Source organism: Verrucomicrobiota bacterium (assembly GCA_027622555.1).
GTDB lineage: Bacteria > Verrucomicrobiota > Verrucomicrobiia > Opitutales > UBA2995 > UBA2995.
The window spans coordinates 42658-59769 of sequence record JAQBYJ010000026.1 but is presented as its reverse complement, the minus strand read 5'-3'; the positions used below and the strand labels follow the sequence as shown (position 1 = coordinate 59769).

Sequence of the window (17112 nt, the reverse complement as noted above, 5' to 3'; positions counted from 1 at the left end):
CCAACGAAAAAGCCCGAATCAAACTGACTCGCCTTTATCCGAATTTATAGATGGTACAGGGTACTAGATCCCGGTCATTAATAATATGATTGTGCTCCTTTTCCGGTGCATAATTTATTCGCATGACGGGAGAGTTGCCTTCAGAATCTGGAAACAGGGGTAGAAAGAAAAGTCCGTCTGGACCGTAAGCGAGTCCAACGGGCATTTGTTTCCTTTTACCTCGGTAATTGAGGAGTGTTGATGGAGGTCGGCTTACTTTTCCGTTTTTAACATCTACTCCCAAGGCTACAATAGACTTGGCACCAAAATCGCTTTTGCCAGGCGCGCTCAGGGGGGAACCCGACAAGGTTATCATAAATGATTCTCCCCAGTGATCTGGGAAACCAAGTGATTTCGCCAGCAATGGATTGTAATCCATCTGGACGGGAGATACTGACCTCCGCCATAGGTAAAGTGAATTCGTGGATAAACTTTCATCGGAACCATCATAGAGAAAGTCGTCTCCGGCTTGAACCTGGACGAATCTGTCCGCGCTCGGGCCGTTGTCGTTCACAAACACCTTATTCCCGACCAGTTTGATAGAAAATGGATTTCTCAATCCACTCGCCCAAATATAATTTCGAATGTTGTTGGGATCCGAATCGACCGCATAAGGATTTCCAGATGCAGGCAATCCGTCCAAATTCATGCGGAGGATTTTTCCGTTTGCCGAGTCCAGGTCTCTTGCGCTTGAAGCTACTTCGCCGTCTCCAATACAAAGGTACAGAAAATCATGATCTATCGCAATGGGCCCGATTTGATGGGATACTGATGACAAGAAATTCTTCAAAACTGGAAGCAGCTCCACTCGCGACGATGGTTCGATGCTGAAAATTTGGGGATCGGATTGAAACCTCGAAAGTCCGTTTCTGTAATACCCCAACTCATCCTGATAGGCGTAGGATACAAACACATACCCGTTGACTGGTTCGAGGCATAGTCCAGCCATTCCAATTTCACCTTCCTCGTTTGGAAGCTCTGCTGTAGGTTCCAGTTTGAAAAAGTTCTCTGCAAAGGTGTAGACCGAACGATTTCTGGTGACGACCCTAACGCGTCCCCGGATTTCTGTTACAAAATACAGCGGCGAATTCGGTGTGTCTCCGGGGTTGGGAACAACGGCGATTGATGTGGGAAATTTAAATCCTTGAGCATCGACATCCAGTCGAAACCCTTTGGCCACTTCATAATCATTCCTCCAATCGGCGTGTATAGCCATAGTTGTGGCAACTTGCCAGATGGCTAGTATCAGGATTCTCTTGTGCATTTTGAAAAGTGCGAATCGATTAGGTCAACTTTGGTTGGAGGTCAATGTTCTGTTACCAGCTGACTGATAGAATTATCGAGGCGGATTAATTTGATTCTAATCGTGAATAAGGGGTTGAATGAACTGAATGAAAAAAGTTGCCTGTAATAAACACGCATTGCACGCTGGTTGATCAGTATGCATAATTATTTCTCCTTCCTCTTTCTCAGACCCCTCGCCCTTATGTTTCTCCTAGGTATCTGGGTATCCTGTCTCAACGCAGCGGAATCCATTCAAGCCTATGTGGGCGCGAAGTTGATACCCATCGAGGGTAAACCGATTGCCGTTGGAGTCTTGCTTGTTCAAGATGGCAAAATTGTTGCGATTGGTACTGCTGGAGAGGTCGATATACCGGATGGGGCAGTGGTTCACAATGTTACTGGTAAAGTCATAATGCCGGGCTTGATCTGCACTCACAGTCACATCGGGCAGGGGAGTGGCGGCGATGCGTCAGCTCCTATTCAACCGGAAGTTCGTGTTTACGATTCTATAAATGTGCGCGACTCCAGAATCGAGAAAGCGAGAGCCGGCGGGATTACGACGGTGAATATCATGCCCGGTTCAGGCCACTTATTAAGTGGGCAGACGGTTTATTTGAAATTACGGGACGGAAACAAAGTCGAAGATTTATTCATCTATAACGAGGATGGTTCAATCGCCGGAGGGATAAAGATGGCGAATGGCACCAATTCACGGCGCGATCCACCTTTCCCGGGAACAAGATCCAAATCCGCCGCTTTGGTGCGCGAACAATATATCAAGGCGCAGGAGTATCAAGCCAAGCTGAAGGCTGCGGCGGATGACCCTGAAAAGGATCCTCCCGATCGCGATCTGGGTTTGGATGCATTGGTCGAAGTGCTTGAAGGGAAACGGGTCGTTCATCACCACACTCATCGGCACGACGATATTATTACCGTCCTGCGTTTGAAAGAGGAGTTTGGTTTTCGACTTGTTTTACAACATGTCAGTGAAGCCTGGAAAGTTGCTGATGAAATCGCTGCGGCCAATGTGCCTTGTTCGATCATCTATCTGGATAGTCCTGGAGGAAAGTTGGAAGCGCGGGATATCGATTGGAGAAATGGAGCGGAGCTGGAAAAGCGAGGCGTGCTCACCGGTTTTCACACCGACGATGGTGTTACCGATTCTCGGTGGTTTTTGCGATCTGCCGCTTTTGCCGTCCGGGCGGGAATGTCACGAGAGGGAGCGCTGTATGGAATGACTATGGCTGGTGCGGTCATGCTCGATATGGGAGATCGAACGGGATCACTCACCGTTGGAAAGGATGCGGACTTTATCATTCTCTCTGGGGATCCGCTTAGTGTTTACACCCGGATCGAAGAAACCTGGGTTGAAGGAAAAAAGGTTTTTGACCTGGATGAGCCGCAGGACCGGCTTTGGGCCAACGGCGGTTACGGAGCCGGCACACCTAGAACCCTGCAACTATGTTGCTATGAACATTTGGAGGATTAGTCGATGAATCGAATTACATTTTTAAGGATATTTTCAATTGGGGCATTGTTAGGAAACAGTGTTCTCTCCGCAGAATTGGCCGTAAAGGCAGAAACCATTTACACGATGGATGGAGAGGCCATTTCCAATGGTGTAATCTTGATCGACGAAGGTAAGTTTCTCGAGGTCGGTTCTGCTGCAGATGTCAATATCCCGAATGGTTGGCCAACCATTGAGGCCGTCGTTGTAACCCCGGGTTTGATTGATGCCCATACAACTGTCGGACTTTCAGGAATGCTTAACCAGGCTCACGATCAGGAACAGGTGGAGAAGTCTTCGCCCATTCAACCGGAGCTTCGTGCAATCGACGCCTACAATGGTCGCGACGAACTTGTTGACTGGATACGAAACCTCGGTGTTACCACCGTTCATACCGGGCATGGACCAGGATCGTTGATCTCCGGTCAAACGATGATACTCAAAACGGTGCAACAGAATATCAGCGGTAACGTCATCAAACCGTTTGCCATGATCACCGGATCTCTGGGAGAAGACGGTATCAACCGGGATGAAAAAAAGTCTCCTGGGACTCGTGCAAAGACCATCGCCTTGCTTCGGGCCGAGCTTATCAAGACGGGAGAATATCTCAAGAAACTGGACTCGGCTGAAGAAGGCAAGGAACCCGCGCGTGATCTTCGATTGGAAGCACTGGGCGAAGTCCTTCAGGGAAATATCCCTCTGCTGATTACGGCGCATAGACATCAGGACATTGGCGCCGCACTGCGCCTGGCCAGGGAATTTGGATTTCGATTGATTCTGGACGGTGCCAGCGAAGCGCACCTCATTATTGACGATATTAAAGAGGCAGGCGTTCCGGTAATCGTTCATCCTACGATGATGCGGGCAGGAGGTGACTCCGAAAACATGACCATGGAAATGGCTGCCATTCTCGATCGCGAAGGTATACCCTTCGCCTTGCAAAGTGGTTTCGAATCCTACGTTCCAAAAACGCGGGTTGTATTATTCGAAGCAGCCATGGCTTCCTCCTACGGACTACCGTTTGAAGCTGCCTTAAGCTCCATTACGATCAGCGCTGCAGAGATCCTCGAGATTGACGATCGTGTTGGCTCCATCTCCGTGGGCAAGGACGCGGATCTCGCCTTGTTTGATGGCGATCCATTTGAGTACACCACCCATTGCACCGGAGTGGTTATTAATGGGATAATAGTTAAAAACACCCCGCAGTAAATCAGCGCGCCCTGAGCTGAATTGTTCGGTATCGATTTGTGCAGGAATAATGAACATAGCATATGTACAGGCAACCTACGCCGTTTAATCTTGCTGAGCTAAAAATCTCAAATATTTTCGCGATAAAATAGTCAGCTGTATTTTCCCTTTTTTCTACCATGCAAATTAGTATTCGGACTTTTCCGGTAATAATAATTCTAGCATTGATTCTATATAGTCCGTCAGGAGTCAGAGCTGAGCAATATGGAGAATTTACCTACAGTTTGGTTGCTGGAAATGTTACGATTCTGGATTTTAACGAAGAAATATCCGGACCGATTGTTATCCCCGAAAGCATCAACGGTTATCCGGTTTCCGCTATCGGAGATTTTGCCTTCGATAATTGTCGTTTAACCTTACTCACCATTCCGGATAGCGTAATTACCATTGGTGAAGGTGCTTTCCGAAACAGTCGTTTATCTTCTCCAAGAGCGAGACATAACTCATTCAGTATCCTCCAGGAAAACTACCTGAAGACTATCAGATTCCCGAAACTGTCACTCGCATTAGACAAGCGGCATTCAGGTTTTCCCAATTAACAACAGTTCAATTTCCTCTCGGCCTAAGTGAGATCGAGGATTACGCATTTTCTGGATGCTCTAAACTCACGTCTATAAGCCTTCCAGATACATTGACCATTCTCGGAGAAGGTATTTTTCGGGACTGTTTCGAATTAATGAACCTATCGATCCCGGAAGGAATAAAAAATCTGGGAGATGAAGTCTTTTACAACTGCTGGAAACTAAGCGCAATTACTATCCCTGAATCAGTCGAACGTATCGGTCGGGAGGCGTTTCGTGAGTGCAGGGAACTTACGAGTGTGGTAGTTCCGAACCTCGTTAATTTCATTGGAGATGGTGCCTTTAGCTTTTGCTTGAATCTCGAACAAGTGGATTTACCTGACCGCCTGGACTATCTTGGTCGACAGGTGTTTATGGAGTGCCAGGAATTGGCCACTGTATCGTTACCAGGGATTCTCAAAACAATCCAGGAAGAGACGTTTAAAGGTTGCCGAAATTTACTAGCCCTCGATATTCCAGCGACTGTTACTGAGATAGGGAAAGCCGCTTTTTTGGGTTGCCATTCGCTTCAATCGATAAACATTCCCCAAGGCGTAACGGTGATACGTGCAAGCACTTTTGGGGGATGCATCGGAATCGCAGAATTGAGTTACACCCAAACATCTCTAGAATTGAAGCCTCTGCTTTTTCGGGATGTTCAGCGTTGGAATTCATTGAATTACCAGACCATTTATCATACTTGGGCGAAGGAGCTTTTAAAGGATGTGAAAGTCTACAAACCTTGGAGATTCCTAGCCGGATAACATCCATTCTTGCCTCTACTTTTGAGGGCTGCTCTGGATTTACTGCCTTTGAGGTCCCGGAACAAATCACTTCCATAGGAGCTGCGGCTTTTGAAAATTGTGTCAACTTTACTTCAATTTCAATTCCCGATTCGGTGAAGGAATTGGGTGGCTACGTTTTCAATGGTTGTTACAATTTGGAACGCGTCTCTTTATCCGGCAGCCTGACATCGATAGGATTATACACTTTCGCAAGATGCACTAACCTCACAAAAATGATAATTCCGGAGGGGGTAACGAGCCTTGGTGGTTGGGCATTCTTTAATTGTGGAAACTTGTCTGCCATAGATCTTCCTGACAAATTGGAATCCATAGATATTCGCGCGTTTTGGAACTGTTTTAGTCTGACTGGATTTAAGATACCCCCTAATGTGTCTTCTATCGGTGAACATGTTTTTGAAAATTGCCCGGGCTTGGAACGTATTTACTTTTTTGGTGACGCTCCTCAGTTGGGAAGCCAAGCATTTAATCAGGTAAGTCCATCGGCTAAGATATATTATTTTGAAGGAAAGACAGGTTTTACGGAGCCCAATTGGGGAGGGTTGCCGACCCAAAGTATTCAACAACCATCCGCTGCAACTTTTTGGTTAATTGACCAAAATCTACACCATGAATCCGAACTCGTTAACGACCCACTGAATACAGGACTGCCGTTGTTGGCTTACTACGCGCTGGATCTACCTTTGGGTCAGTACCGTTCCCCGGAACCGATTGTGATAAGCGATCAGGCGGCTTATGTTTTCTTCGGCGGACGTGAAGACGTCACTTACTTCGTCGAAATCAGCAAAGACCTCGTCAATTGGACTTCAGACGGCGTGGTAATGACGGATCCCGACGTTGAAGGCTACCGGACCGCCAGTTTGAATCTAATCGACGGCCGTTGCTTCGTACGGTTTCGCTTTGTGCAGAATTCTTAGCAGCTATTTTCCTTTTCAGGGATGGGGGAGTTTGTTGGAGTGCTGGTTTGGGGATGGAGGTCCGTCCTGTCTGCTTATGCTACTAGTTTCTTATTTTCTTAGAGTTGGTTTATTTTTTGCCGGTGGCTGCTGCCTATTGATGCAGGTCGGTTGTTCTTCAAAGAAGGTGGAGGAGCCATTGATTTTAAAGACGGATTCCGAGTTGGCTGAACTTTTCCCGGAATCGTTCAGGCCCAATGATTTAGCGTGGGCGAGTCCGAAGGTGTGTGCTGAGTGTCATACGGCAACGCATGATGATTGGTTGAAAAGTCACCATGCCATCGCGAATCGCTTGATTGACCCGGAAATCGATGCAGCCGCGTTTTCGGTTTCGCCGGTTAAGGATGAAGCTGGGTTCGAGTACGATTTAACCGCCGAAGGCGATGTGTTCACCATTGCTCAGAAAAATGCGCCATCGACTATGCCTGAAGGGCACGACTCTCCGGTAATCGGTGTCATTGGTGAAACACCGATTCGGCAATACCTTGTTCCGACTTCGAAAGGACGTTTGCAGACCCAGGCCCTGACTTGGGATCCGAGCAAGAAGGAATGGTTTAATGTATTCGGAGATGAGGATCGTCGACCGACAGAGTGGGGGCACTGGTCACAGCAGGGTATGAATTGGAATACGAATTGTGCCTATTGTCACATGACCGATTTTGAGAAAAATTACGATATGCATAAAAACGAGTACAAGAGTACTTGGCTGATGCAAACCGTGAGTTGCGTTCAATGTCATTCCGGAATGGAAGAGCATGTTAAAGCCGCCCGATCGGGAAACTATGTGACACCTGCAACACCGGCTAATTTACAGATAAGCATGGAAAATTGTGCTACCTGCCATGCGCGCCGAGAGGAATTGACCGCGAATGGATTTCATGCGGGCGAACGTTTCTTTAATCATTATCGTCTTACATTGCCGGATGCGCCTGGAGCATACTTCCCCGATGGCCAAGCGTTGGAGGAAGATTATGTCTACGCGTCTTTTATGATGAGTCGGATGGGGCATAAAGGAATCACCTGCATGGATTGCCATAATGCTCATTCGGGCGAGCCGATTTTGCCGGTTCAAAACAATGCCTTGTGTATGCGTTGTCACGCTACCGGGGCGAATGAGTCCATATTAATCGATCCGATTGCTCATTCTCACCACAAGGAAGGGAGCGCGGGAAACAGCTGCATTGAGTGTCATATGCCGGAGCGGGTTTATATGGGTAGAGATTCGAGAAGAGATCACGGGTTTTCCAGTCCGGATCCTCAGCTCACGATCGATTTTGGTGTGCCCAACACCTGTAGTACCTGTCACTCAGATCAGACAACCGAGTGGGCGTTGGAGCATGTAAACAATTGGTATGGTGATTCTACAAGGCGTAGCCACGTTCAGAACCGGGCAAAAACTCTCACGGAAGCTCATCAAGGTTTGCCAGATAGTCTGGCTGCAGTGAAGTCGATTTTGGCCGCTGAAGAAAATGTATACTGGAAAACTACCTGGATGCGTCTGCTTGCTCAAAATGCGCAAGATGAATCGGTGGTTGAATTGGCTCAGGAAAATTTTAAACACGAGTCTCCGATGTTGAGAGAAGCATCGTTAACTGTGTTGTCCCAGCGTCAGGAGCAATTGGAGACTTTGCAGGCCGCGCTTAAGGATGAGGCACTCCTTGTCAGAAATCGGGCTGCCGAGGCTTTGATGTCTCAATTCGATCCAACTGTTCCGGCATTTCAGGAATGGGAAGCCTACGCAGAAATGAATGCGGACCGTCCGGGTGGGTCGCTACGTCGAGCAGAACTTGCGTTGGTCCAGGGAGATTTTCCTCTGGCCAAAAAACTTACCCTGCAGGCTGTTTCCTTCGATAAGGAAAATCCTTATTTGTACTACGACGCTGCTATCCTGCTTTCCCGTGCAGGTGACATCAGGGGAGCACTGAGTATTTTAGCTGAAGCCCGGAAGATTGGTCCTGAGATCGCTTTGCTCGCCTACTCCGAGGGGTTACTCCTGGCGGAAAGTGGTGATTACTCAGGTGCGGAAAAGGCGTTCGTTCAGGCTGTGGGTCTCGATCCGAACCAGGCCCGCTGGTGGTATAACCTCGCCATGATCTATGCCTATATGCAGGAACCTCAAAAAGCGATGGGCTGCATTAGCCGAGCCATCGAATTAGAGCCTTCCAACACGGACTTTCTCATTTACCAACAGCAGCTCGGTGCTCAGTTACAACGGTAAACAAGGATTTTGGCCGGATGAGAACAAGAGGTTTCAAATAATGAACTACAATGTTTGGATTCATTTTACAGAGTTAATTTTTCGGCCAGACGCCTGCTCTCATCCTCGGGTCCACATGCCGACTTATCCTTCGCTCCCGCCTCAGTCATGCACCGATGTGCATTCCTTCGCCTCTCGGTCATCAAGATCAACATCTGAATCTCGCCAAAAACCATGTTTAAATGTATCGTTGCCGCTAAGATAAAAATGGATATTTCGAATAGTTATGACTGATAAACCGCTTGAAGGAAAAGTCGCCATAGTAACGGGATCAGGAAAAGGCATTGGTCGTGCGATTGTTAAGGGTTATGCGGCAGCAGGTGCCCGGGTTTGTGTAACGGCTAGAACAGCAGCTCAGATAGATGCTGTCGCCTTTGAAATTAACCAGGCCGGCGGAGAGGCGATTTCGATTGTCTGCGACATTACCGATCCTGCCGCGGTTAAGCGCATGGTGGATCTAACAGCTGAAACCTTTGGCGGTTTGGACCTGGTTTTCATGAATGCAGGGGGATGTCTTGAGAGTAATTCAATTATGGAGGCTGATCCACAAATATGGAGAGACACCATTGAAGTGAATTTAAACAGTGCTTTTTACACGGCCCAAGCGGTCATTCCTCATCTAAAGGTTCGAGGGGAAGGCAAGATTATTATCATGGGGTCAGGAACCGGACATAAGGGGCACAATCGAATCGCCGCCTACTGCGCTGCCAAAGCCGGACTCTGGCATTTTACCCGCATGCTTGCTGAAGAACTTATCACCTTTAACATAACCGTGAACGAACTTATCCCGGGTATCGTTCACACGAAACTGGCCGAAGGCCAAGAGCCAGAGCGCAAGTTGTTGGATTCTCTTGGGGGTGCCCACGAATATCAGAAGCTTCCCGAGGATGTGGTCCCCCTGGCTTTGCATATGGCAACTGCGCCGAAGTATGGGCCGACCGCTCAATCGTATAGTCTGACTCGAAGATGGTTGTAGGAAGTTTCAGTGAGATGAGCTGTGTCAGTGTTCAGGTGTCTGGAAGAGAAATTTCAAAAAACTGTATTTCGAAGTGAAAGTTTTTTTAGTCATAGTTGGAATTGTGGCGGCCGCCTTTTGTGTGATGGTGGCGTATTTGTATGTGAACCAACGAAAGATTCTTTATTTTCCGCAAGGTCTGGATCGTGATTGGGACCACGTAAAGGAGAACACCGCGTTTGAGTACGAACTGAACCGTGATGGAAATGTTCTTCGCGGTTGGCTGATTAATCCGCACAACAAAAAACTCCTCATATACTACGGAGGCAATGCGGATGAAGCGTCTCAAAATATTGGGCAATTCAAAATGCTTCCATCTGTTGCGACCTTGCTGATGAATTATAGGGGATATGGTGATAGCGACGGTGCGCCGACTGAGAAGAGTATCGTCGAGGATGCCCTGGCAATTTTTGACAGTGTTGAAGATCGTTTCGATTCGATTGTTTTGATAGGGCGAAGCCTTGGGAGCGGAGTGGCCGTTCAGGTCGCCGGTCAGCGAAATGTGGATCGTTTAATTTTAATCACTCCCTACGATAGCATTGCAGCCGTAGGGCAGGGGATCTATCCGTGGGCACCCATAGCTTTGTTGATCAAGGATCGCTTCGATTCTTTGAAGGCTGCAAAGGATGTTTCAAAACCAGCACTTTTTCTTATAGCAGAAAACGATACCATAATTCCGCAACATCATTCCCGAAAACTGGCTGACAATTGGCAGGGTGAAGTTGAGTGGGTTCTTATTAAGGAAGCTGCCCATAATTCAATTATCGAGTACCCTTCATACTGGGAGACGGTGAGATCGTATTTATCCTTTGAGTAAATGTCAGGTTCTGGTTGTTATTTCTGTTCTCCATAAGCAAGTTTAGTTCTTCAACAACCCCGACCTGTTTTTTAATAAAACCACTTTAATGAGCGATCGACCCAATAATTTTCTATTCATATTCTCCGACCAGCATAACAAGGACTTTGTTGGCAGGAAAAACCCCGTGTTTCAAACGCCTAATCTGGATGCCCTGGCCGCCCGAGGAACCGCCTTTGATAGAGCGTATACGAATTGTCCGATTTGTGTTCCTGAGCGGGCGAGTTTGGCCACGGGTCGCTTTGTGCACCAAATTGGAAACTGGGACAATGCACATCCGTATCACGGGGAAAACGAAAGCTGGCACCATGTTTTACGAAAGAACGATGTTGATGTAACCGTTATCGGGAAGCTGCATTTCCGCTGCGCCGAAGATGACAATGGGTTTACCGAAGAGATCGATACCTTGTATGTTTATGAAGGCGGTGATTTGCATGGATGTATTCGCGATGAACGAGCGGAAGTTCGAGATAAGCGAAATGAAATTAAAGGTGCCGGATCGGGAACATCCACTTACCTGGAGTATGATGCCCGGATCGCCACGCAAGCGATAGATTGGTTGAAGAGTCGGGTTGCCGCACAAAATGGAAAACCTTGGGTTCTTTGGGTTTCGTTTGTTTGTCCACATCCCCCTTACATCGCTCCGCCCAAATGGTTTGATTATTACGCCGATAAAGAGCTGCCTCGTCCGCCACAGATGAAGCAGGAAGATTGGAACGGTCATCCCGCATTGAAAGTTCTGCGACATTTGCATGGTCAAGAAGAGCCGTTCACTGAGGAGCAAATCATGAATATGAATCGCGCCTATACAGCCAGTATTTCCAATCTGGATGAAAATATTGGAAAAGTGCTGAACGCGATATCCGAGCTGGGATTGGAGGATAGCACCAATATTGTTTATTCCACGGATCATGGCGAAAGCAGAGGGTCGCGTGGCCTGTTTGGGAAATTCACCATGTACGAAGAGTCGGCCGGGATTCCGTTCCTTGCCGCGGGTCCTGACTATCCGAAAGGCCAGGTTTCCAATATTCCTGTCTCCCTCGTGGACCTGTATCCGACCTTCGTTAAAAACTTCGGGATTGAGCGAGATCCCGAAGACGGTCGACCCGGAAAAGCTTTGCCTGATTTGTTGGCTGAGTCTCCGGAACAAAGATATGTTTTTAGCGAGTATCATGCCCTGCATTTTCATCATGGCATCTTTATGATCTGCGATGGCCGGTATAAATATATTCATTATCACAACGACCCGCCAGAGTTGTACGACCTCAAAACAGATCCACTGGAAAACTGCGATTTGCATAATCACTCTGACTACTCAGAGGTGGAAAAGCGCATGAAAACGAAGTTACATGAAATCCTGGATCCTGCGTTGGTAGATCAGGAAGCCAAGGCTTCGCAAGCCGCCCTCATTGAAGCCAATGGCGGTATCGAAGCGGTATTGAAACGTGGTCATTTTAATAATTCTCCAACCCCTGGTGAAAAAGCAAATTTCACCAGTCACTAGTTTTTGTATCCACCTTCCACTCTCTAACTCAAACTTCCGAAAATGTTTAAAAGGTTTTTTTCACCTCTAAAACGATCGATCTTTCTGTTTCTAATTATTACCAGTCTTCTCGACGCCTCGGAGACCTGGCAGTTGGTAGAGACCCAGGGCGAGCTTCATCAGAGGCATGAAGCGGCGTTTGTGGAATACGAAGGAAAGTTTTATCTCTCCGGTGGTAGGAAGATCCAGCCGGTTGATATTCTCGATCCGGAAACAAATACCTGGACGCATGGCTCCGCACCGCCTGTTGAGATTCATCATTTTCAACCCGTGTATTATAAAGGTCTGATATATTTTATCGGTGCCATGACAGGCCCGTATCCCAATGAAGTTGGGCTGCCCAATATCTATACCTACAATCCTAAGACCGACACGTGGGCGAAAGGAGATCCCATTCCCGCCGATCGTATTCGCGGGTCTGCTGGGGTCGTTATTTACAATGATAAATTTTACATCGTTGCGGGTATCCAGAATGGGCACTCGGACGGTTGGGTGAACTGGGTTGATGAATACGATCCAAATACTGGAAAATGGAGAAAGCTGCCCGACGCCCCGAGAGCCCGTGACCATTTCCAGGCTGCAGTGGTGGGCGATAAACTGTACGCTTTGGCTGGCAGAAGAAGTTCCCACAGTACGGGACAGGTGTTTGAACTGACCATCAAGGAGGTAGATGTATTCGATCTAAAAACAGAAATCTGGAGTACGCTTCCCTCACCTCAGCTGGATTTGCCGACTCCTCGGGCGGGAAATTCTGTGTTTGTTTACGAAAGCATGCTGATGGTAGTTGGCGGGGAAACCGAGAGGAAATCACCGGCTCACAACGAGGTGGAAGTGTTCGATGCCAAATCGCAGAAATGGATCGTCTGGCCAGTTCTTGCCACGGGTCGGCATGGAACAGGAATCGGGAAGTATCAGGATTACATTTACACCTGTTCCGGGAGTGGAGCTCGTGGCGGTGGACCCGAGCTGTTGAGCACCGAGCGGTTCAATATCAAGGCGCATTACGACGCTTGCTGCGGGGTGCGTTAACGTCCCGGGATGCGGTATGGCGTAGGTGCTGTTTTATAAATATTTATGCTGGTCGTTGCTCTTATTCAATAACGGCCATCCGTCTTTTGGAGGAAGATTATTTCATTATTATGCGGTTTACCTCTAAGGTCATTTTAGCAATCTTTTCGGCATGCAATTTAAACTCCTAACTATCGTCACTGGGTTCGCTCTACTATTCATTTTGTCAAACTCAAGTAATGGAGCTCCTGGGGCTCGGGTAATTGAATACTTTGGATACGACGACTCTATCGAGCTTTCGAATGACGATTGCACGGTCATCCTTACGCCTGCTGTAGGAGGCAAAATAATGTCCTACCAATTGCGTGGCAAAGAAGCCCTGGAGATTATTCCCGGAGAGGAGGGTTATCATTATGATCCCGACTCCGAAAAACGCATTTTCAGTGGTGCTGGAAGATTCGACTTTGGTTTGGAGGGAATTGCGCCCAAACGGGATGACATTTGGTTAGGCGCCTGGGTGTCAGAAATAACAGGAAGTCGACAGGCGACTCTCACTAGCGTTAGGAAGGAAAGCATCGGAATTCAAGTGGTCCGGACATTTTCCTTGTCTAGTAAAGGTTCTCATTTGAGCTGCAAACAGACTCTGATCAATTTCAGCAAGGAAACCCGTCGACACAATCACTGGAGTAGAACTTTTGGGAAGGGTGGGGGCATCGTTGTGATTCCTCTGTCGGAGTGGTCCCGGTACAAAAACCACTATGTGATGTACGAACCGGAAAACCGGATAAACATGGTGCCGGAGAATGCATCGATCAGCATCCGCGACAACTGTCTCGTTATTTCTGGTGCTCCGAAACATCCCAAATTGGCCATGGATTCGATGGAAGGATGGTTTTCCTACCTTATGCCCAATGATCTTTTATTCGTGAAAAAGTATCCGGTATTCCCGAACAAATTATATGGAGAACGAGTCCCGATGACTATCTCCATTTGGTATGTGGAAAATTTCCGTGACACTTTAACCACGACGGAGTTGGAACCGATAGGACCCCTTGAAACCATTGCTCCGGGTGAACGGGTTTCATTTACCGAAGAATGGTATCTGGTCGATCATGAGTTTCCGGAGGACAAAAGCAATTTTGACATCCAGGCAGTAGTTGATGCTTCCAAATCAACTTTCAAATAGTCGCATCTCAGGCTCATGGTTTTTGGACCGTGCTATGTGATACTTTCTTTTCTAATTGCGGAACAATTGGAATGAAGCTCAAAGATCACCAACTTTCAGGACACAAAAAAACCCTTCCATTTCTGGAAGGGTTGAAATTGGTTGAACCTGAGTTGGTTTACTCCTCCGGTTTGGTCTTTTTAAGACCAACTACGCGTTGACCATCTTTCCATTCCTTGCGTTTTCTGAGCAGATCAATCCTCTCGAAACGTTTGAGAACTGTTCTATTTTTTGTAGCGCCACCGGCTGCTTTAAAGGAATTGTGCTGAGTCATATCTCTAATTGGGTGTTGAAGGGCGGAAAGTTGGCTCGTTTTGCAAATGCTTTCAAGTAGAAACTTTAAGAAATAGAGGCTTTTTTGCAAAGTGGGTCAGCCTCTGGTAGATGGGGCTTTTGATTCGAATAGAATATGAGTTATTGCAGGAATAGCTACTCTTAAGGAGATATCCGAACCCATCTTTCTATTTATCCAGGGGATTTGTCTGATTGCGGAAACTTTGTTATCTACCAATCAGCTTTCCAATATTGAGTTAAAATAAGGAAAACTATTCCTAAAAAACCCATTGCCAAAGGTCACTTTACCTTCCAAGTTAGCGAACTTCTTTAAATCCGGGCATCCGATGAGCGGTATTTGGATCTAAAGATACTGTGATTAACTGACCTATTTATCAAAACCAGAGACCTCCCGTGAGAGACGATTACTTAAAAGAAGCCAACAAACTAATTCCGGATCCAAACATCCTGGTTAATTTGGTATCCCGCCGTGTTAAACAGTTGAAGTTCGGCCAGAAACCTCTGATCGAATCTCTTGAGAGACTCGATCCTGAGGATATCGCACTTAAGGAAATCATCGAAGGCAAAATCAGCTACGTTTTGGGCGACGATTAGACCTTTCGATTCCACATAGTTTCTGTTTCCTTTGTCGGGTAGGGCCTTCTGAAGTGCTGACCATCCAGCTATGTCCAATAAAAACAAAGGCAAGGAACGATTTTCTGAAGTCCGAAATGCAAAGGCATTCCGGAACTACGAAATTGGCGAGAAGTTTGAAGCCGGCCTAGTGTTGCGAGGAACCGAAGTAAAATCGATTCGGAACAGCAAAGCTCAGATCAACGAAGCGTTTTGTCGTGTCCAGAAAGAAGAGGTTTTTCTTTATCATGCTCATATTGCTGAGTATGCGTTTGGGAATTTCAATAATCACGATCCGCGACGTCCTCGGAAGCTTTTACTCAAAAGAAGAGAAATTAATAAGATTCGTGGTGCATTGGAAATGCAGGGTAAAACACTTATTCCCATTCGGCTTTATATGAGCCATGGATTGATAAAAGTGGAAATCGCTCTTTGCGTAGGGAAAAAGCTTTACGATAAACGTCAGGATCTAAAAAAGAAGGTGCAGATGCGTGAAATAGACCGCGCACTTAAAAATCGTTAGTTTCTTCTTATGATGTGTGATAAAGTTGTCATCCGAGTACCGGCAAGCACCTCCAACTGCGGGCCAGGATTCGATACCTTGGGATTGGCTCTTAGTTTATATGGTACCGTTACAGTTACCCGAACGAATAACGATCAGATCGATTACAACGGCGACTCAAAGAATTTTCCCAAGGAAGCCATCGCCGCTGTCCAGCAAGTCGCTCAGGCATTTTTCAAGCAAACCGGTACTGAGCCCAATGGATTTGGTTTCAACATCGATTCCGAAGTACCTATTGCCCGAGGATTGGGTTCCAGTGTGATTCTTCGTGGCGGATTTCTTGCAGGAATTAACCATCTCTGTGGCTCACCCTTATCAATAGAAGAGCAGGTTGAATTAATTTCCCGAATCGAAGGGCATCCCGATAATGCTTCGGCCACCATCTTGGGAGGGTTTACGGTTGCACGTTTCTGCCCTGATTCAAATCGTTACCTGGGTACTCAAAAATTTGAGGTCTCCGATTCGTTGGTCTTTGTTGTGGTTTCTCCTGAATTGGAAATAAAAACAGACGATTCGCGAGGGAGCCTGCCTTCACAGATTGAATTTTCAAAAGTGGTTAGCAGTTTGAATTCGTTAGCTTTTTTGGTGGCAGCATTTGCGTCCGCTAATTACGAATATCTCTCAGCCTGCCGGATTGATCATATTCATCAGCCTTACCGGCTGCCAAAGATCCCCAAGAGTAAAGAAGCTATTGAATCCGGAATCACCGCGGGCGCTTTAACCGGATGGTTGAGTGGAAGTGGAAGCAGCGTTCTTTGCGTTGCCCGGAAGGCAGACAGTGAGAAAGTGTTAGCTGCCATGGAGTTGGAATTTAAACAAAGCTCCATTGATTTTCATTCCTATGAATTGTTGGCGGACAACGATGGAATAACGGTCATAGGTTAACGTGTTACACTTGATCTTATATTGTCCGGAGATTCCTCAGAATACCGGAAATGTTGGACGCACCGCAGCCATAACAAAAGCTCGTCTCCATCTGATCGAACCACTCGGCTTTGAATTATCAGAAAAGCATCTGAAACGAAGCGGTATGGACTATTGGGATAAACTGGACTTGTGCGTTCACAAAAATTGGACGGATTTCTTAAACTGTCCCAAGGCTCCAAAACGCCTGTGGTTGTTTACTACAAAGTCGGATCGTTCTTATTGGGATGCGGATTTTCAAGATGAGGACGGACTGGTGTTTGGCAACGAGGGACATGGCGCTCCGGCTTGGTTGCATGAAAAGATCGGTGCGGAAAATCGAATTACCATTCCTCATTCAAATAACATTTTACGCTCATTGAATTTGGCTACCTCTGTTGGCATCGCCTGCTATGAGGCACTCCGGCAAATGAAGTAGA

Annotated in this window: 17 protein-coding genes; 15 read left to right on the top strand and 2 right to left on the bottom strand. The window is 47.0% G+C overall.

The window, feature by feature from the left end:
* Positions 1-34: 34 nt before the first annotated feature.
* A complete protein-coding gene (locus O3C43_09140; GenBank protein MDA1066654.1) occupies positions 35-1303 on the bottom strand; it encodes a PQQ-dependent sugar dehydrogenase in 1269 nt (422 codons plus the stop codon).
* 177 nt (positions 1304-1480) lie between these two features.
* Here O3C43_09140 and O3C43_09135 point away from each other — a divergent pair, with 177 nt between their 5' ends.
* The 11 genes from O3C43_09135 to O3C43_09085 all read left to right on the top strand — a co-directional run bounded on the left by O3C43_09135 (position 1481) and on the right by O3C43_09085 (position 14262).
* Positions 1481-2812: an amidohydrolase family protein gene (locus O3C43_09135; protein ID MDA1066653.1), complete on the top strand. Its 1332-nt coding sequence runs from the start codon at positions 1481-1483 to the stop codon at positions 2810-2812.
* 3 nt (positions 2813-2815) lie between these two features.
* Positions 2816-4039, top strand: coding sequence for an amidohydrolase family protein (locus tag O3C43_09130; protein ID MDA1066652.1), 1224 nt, complete (start codon positions 2816-2818; stop codon positions 4037-4039).
* Positions 4040-4197: 158 nt separating this feature from the next.
* On the top strand, positions 4198-4617 hold the full coding sequence (locus tag O3C43_09125) for a leucine-rich repeat protein (GenBank protein ID MDA1066651.1): 420 nt from the start codon (positions 4198-4200) through the stop codon (positions 4615-4617).
* Positions 4584-5402 carry a leucine-rich repeat domain-containing protein gene (locus O3C43_09120; protein ID MDA1066650.1) on the top strand — a complete coding sequence of 273 codons (819 nt, stop codon included), beginning with the start codon at positions 4584-4586 and terminating at the stop codon, positions 5400-5402. The genes O3C43_09125 and O3C43_09120 overlap by 34 nt, the downstream gene beginning before the upstream one ends.
* Before the next feature lie 134 nt (positions 5403-5536).
* Positions 5537-6358 (top strand): leucine-rich repeat domain-containing protein, encoded by an 822-nt coding sequence (locus tag O3C43_09115; GenBank protein MDA1066649.1) that lies wholly within the window; start codon positions 5537-5539, stop codon positions 6356-6358.
* 76 nt (positions 6359-6434) lie between these two features.
* Positions 6435-8615 carry an ammonia-forming cytochrome c nitrite reductase subunit c552 gene (locus O3C43_09110; protein ID MDA1066648.1) on the top strand — a complete coding sequence of 727 codons (2181 nt, stop codon included), beginning with the start codon at positions 6435-6437 and terminating at the stop codon, positions 8613-8615.
* A 265-nt stretch (positions 8616-8880) separates the two neighbouring features.
* Positions 8881-9630: an SDR family NAD(P)-dependent oxidoreductase gene (locus O3C43_09105; protein MDA1066647.1), complete on the top strand. Its 750-nt coding sequence runs from the start codon at positions 8881-8883 to the stop codon at positions 9628-9630.
* 73 nt (positions 9631-9703) lie between these two features.
* Positions 9704-10486 (top strand): alpha/beta hydrolase, encoded by a 783-nt coding sequence (locus O3C43_09100; protein ID MDA1066646.1) that lies wholly within the window; start codon positions 9704-9706, stop codon positions 10484-10486.
* Between the two features lie 88 nt (positions 10487-10574).
* Positions 10575-12029: a sulfatase-like hydrolase/transferase gene (locus tag O3C43_09095; GenBank protein ID MDA1066645.1), complete on the top strand. Its 1455-nt coding sequence runs from the start codon at positions 10575-10577 to the stop codon at positions 12027-12029.
* Between the two features lie 42 nt (positions 12030-12071).
* The gene (locus O3C43_09090; protein ID MDA1066644.1) at positions 12072-13097 is read left to right on the top strand and encodes a galactose oxidase; all 1026 of its coding nucleotides are present in this window, start codon (positions 12072-12074) and stop codon (positions 13095-13097) included.
* 151 nt (positions 13098-13248) lie between these two features.
* Positions 13249-14262 carry a hypothetical protein gene (locus O3C43_09085; GenBank protein MDA1066643.1) on the top strand — a complete coding sequence of 338 codons (1014 nt, stop codon included), beginning with the start codon at positions 13249-13251 and terminating at the stop codon, positions 14260-14262.
* Between the two features lie 157 nt (positions 14263-14419).
* Here O3C43_09085 and O3C43_09080 read toward each other — a convergent pair whose 3' ends face one another.
* Positions 14420-14575 carry a small basic protein gene (locus O3C43_09080; GenBank protein ID MDA1066642.1) on the bottom strand — a complete coding sequence of 52 codons (156 nt, stop codon included), beginning with the start codon at positions 14573-14575 and terminating at the stop codon, positions 14420-14422.
* A 413-nt stretch (positions 14576-14988) separates the two neighbouring features.
* On the opposite strand from O3C43_09080, the gene O3C43_09075 reads away from it, so the two are divergent.
* The 4 genes from O3C43_09075 to O3C43_09060 all read left to right on the top strand — a co-directional run bounded on the left by O3C43_09075 (position 14989) and on the right by O3C43_09060 (position 17111).
* A complete protein-coding gene (locus tag O3C43_09075; GenBank protein MDA1066641.1) occupies positions 14989-15189 on the top strand; it encodes a DNA-directed RNA polymerase subunit omega in 201 nt (66 codons plus the stop codon).
* A 70-nt stretch (positions 15190-15259) separates the two neighbouring features.
* Complete coding sequence (smpB, locus tag O3C43_09070) at positions 15260-15730, top strand: SsrA-binding protein SmpB (protein MDA1066640.1); 471 nt, start codon at positions 15260-15262, stop codon at positions 15728-15730.
* Between the two features lie 9 nt (positions 15731-15739).
* Positions 15740-16654 (top strand): homoserine kinase, encoded by a 915-nt coding sequence (gene thrB, locus O3C43_09065; GenBank protein ID MDA1066639.1) that lies wholly within the window; start codon positions 15740-15742, stop codon positions 16652-16654.
* A gap of 1 nt (position 16655) precedes the next feature.
* Positions 16656-17111, top strand: coding sequence for a tRNA (cytidine(34)-2'-O)-methyltransferase (locus tag O3C43_09060; protein ID MDA1066638.1), 456 nt, complete (start codon positions 16656-16658; stop codon positions 17109-17111).
* Position 17112: the final 1 nt, after the last annotated feature.

What these genes read in the sequence shown, in the direction of transcription:
- O3C43_09135 (MDA1066653.1), top strand. Translation starts at nt 1,481, where the DNA reads ATGCATAATTATTTCTCCTTCCTCTTTCTCAGACCCCTCGCCCTTATG.
- thrB (MDA1066639.1), top strand. Translation starts at nt 15,740, where the DNA reads ATGATGTGTGATAAAGTTGTCATCCGAGTACCGGCAAGCACCTCCAAC.
- smpB (MDA1066640.1), top strand. Translation starts at nt 15,260, where the DNA reads ATGTCCAATAAAAACAAAGGCAAGGAACGATTTTCTGAAGTCCGAAAT.
- O3C43_09110 (MDA1066648.1), top strand. Translation starts at nt 6,435, where the DNA reads ATGCTACTAGTTTCTTATTTTCTTAGAGTTGGTTTATTTTTTGCCGGT.
- O3C43_09130 (MDA1066652.1), top strand. Translation starts at nt 2,816, where the DNA reads ATGAATCGAATTACATTTTTAAGGATATTTTCAATTGGGGCATTGTTA.
- O3C43_09140 (MDA1066654.1), bottom strand. Translation starts at nt 1,303, where the DNA reads ATGCACAAGAGAATCCTGATACTAGCCATCTGGCAAGTTGCCACAACT.
- O3C43_09085 (MDA1066643.1), top strand. Translation starts at nt 13,249, where the DNA reads ATGCAATTTAAACTCCTAACTATCGTCACTGGGTTCGCTCTACTATTC.
- O3C43_09105 (MDA1066647.1), top strand. Translation starts at nt 8,881, where the DNA reads ATGACTGATAAACCGCTTGAAGGAAAAGTCGCCATAGTAACGGGATCA.
- O3C43_09095 (MDA1066645.1), top strand. Translation starts at nt 10,575, where the DNA reads ATGAGCGATCGACCCAATAATTTTCTATTCATATTCTCCGACCAGCAT.
- O3C43_09125 (MDA1066651.1), top strand. Translation starts at nt 4,198, where the DNA reads ATGCAAATTAGTATTCGGACTTTTCCGGTAATAATAATTCTAGCATTG.
- O3C43_09090 (MDA1066644.1), top strand. Translation starts at nt 12,072, where the DNA reads ATGTTTAAAAGGTTTTTTTCACCTCTAAAACGATCGATCTTTCTGTTT.
- O3C43_09080 (MDA1066642.1), bottom strand. Translation starts at nt 14,575, where the DNA reads ATGACTCAGCACAATTCCTTTAAAGCAGCCGGTGGCGCTACAAAAAAT.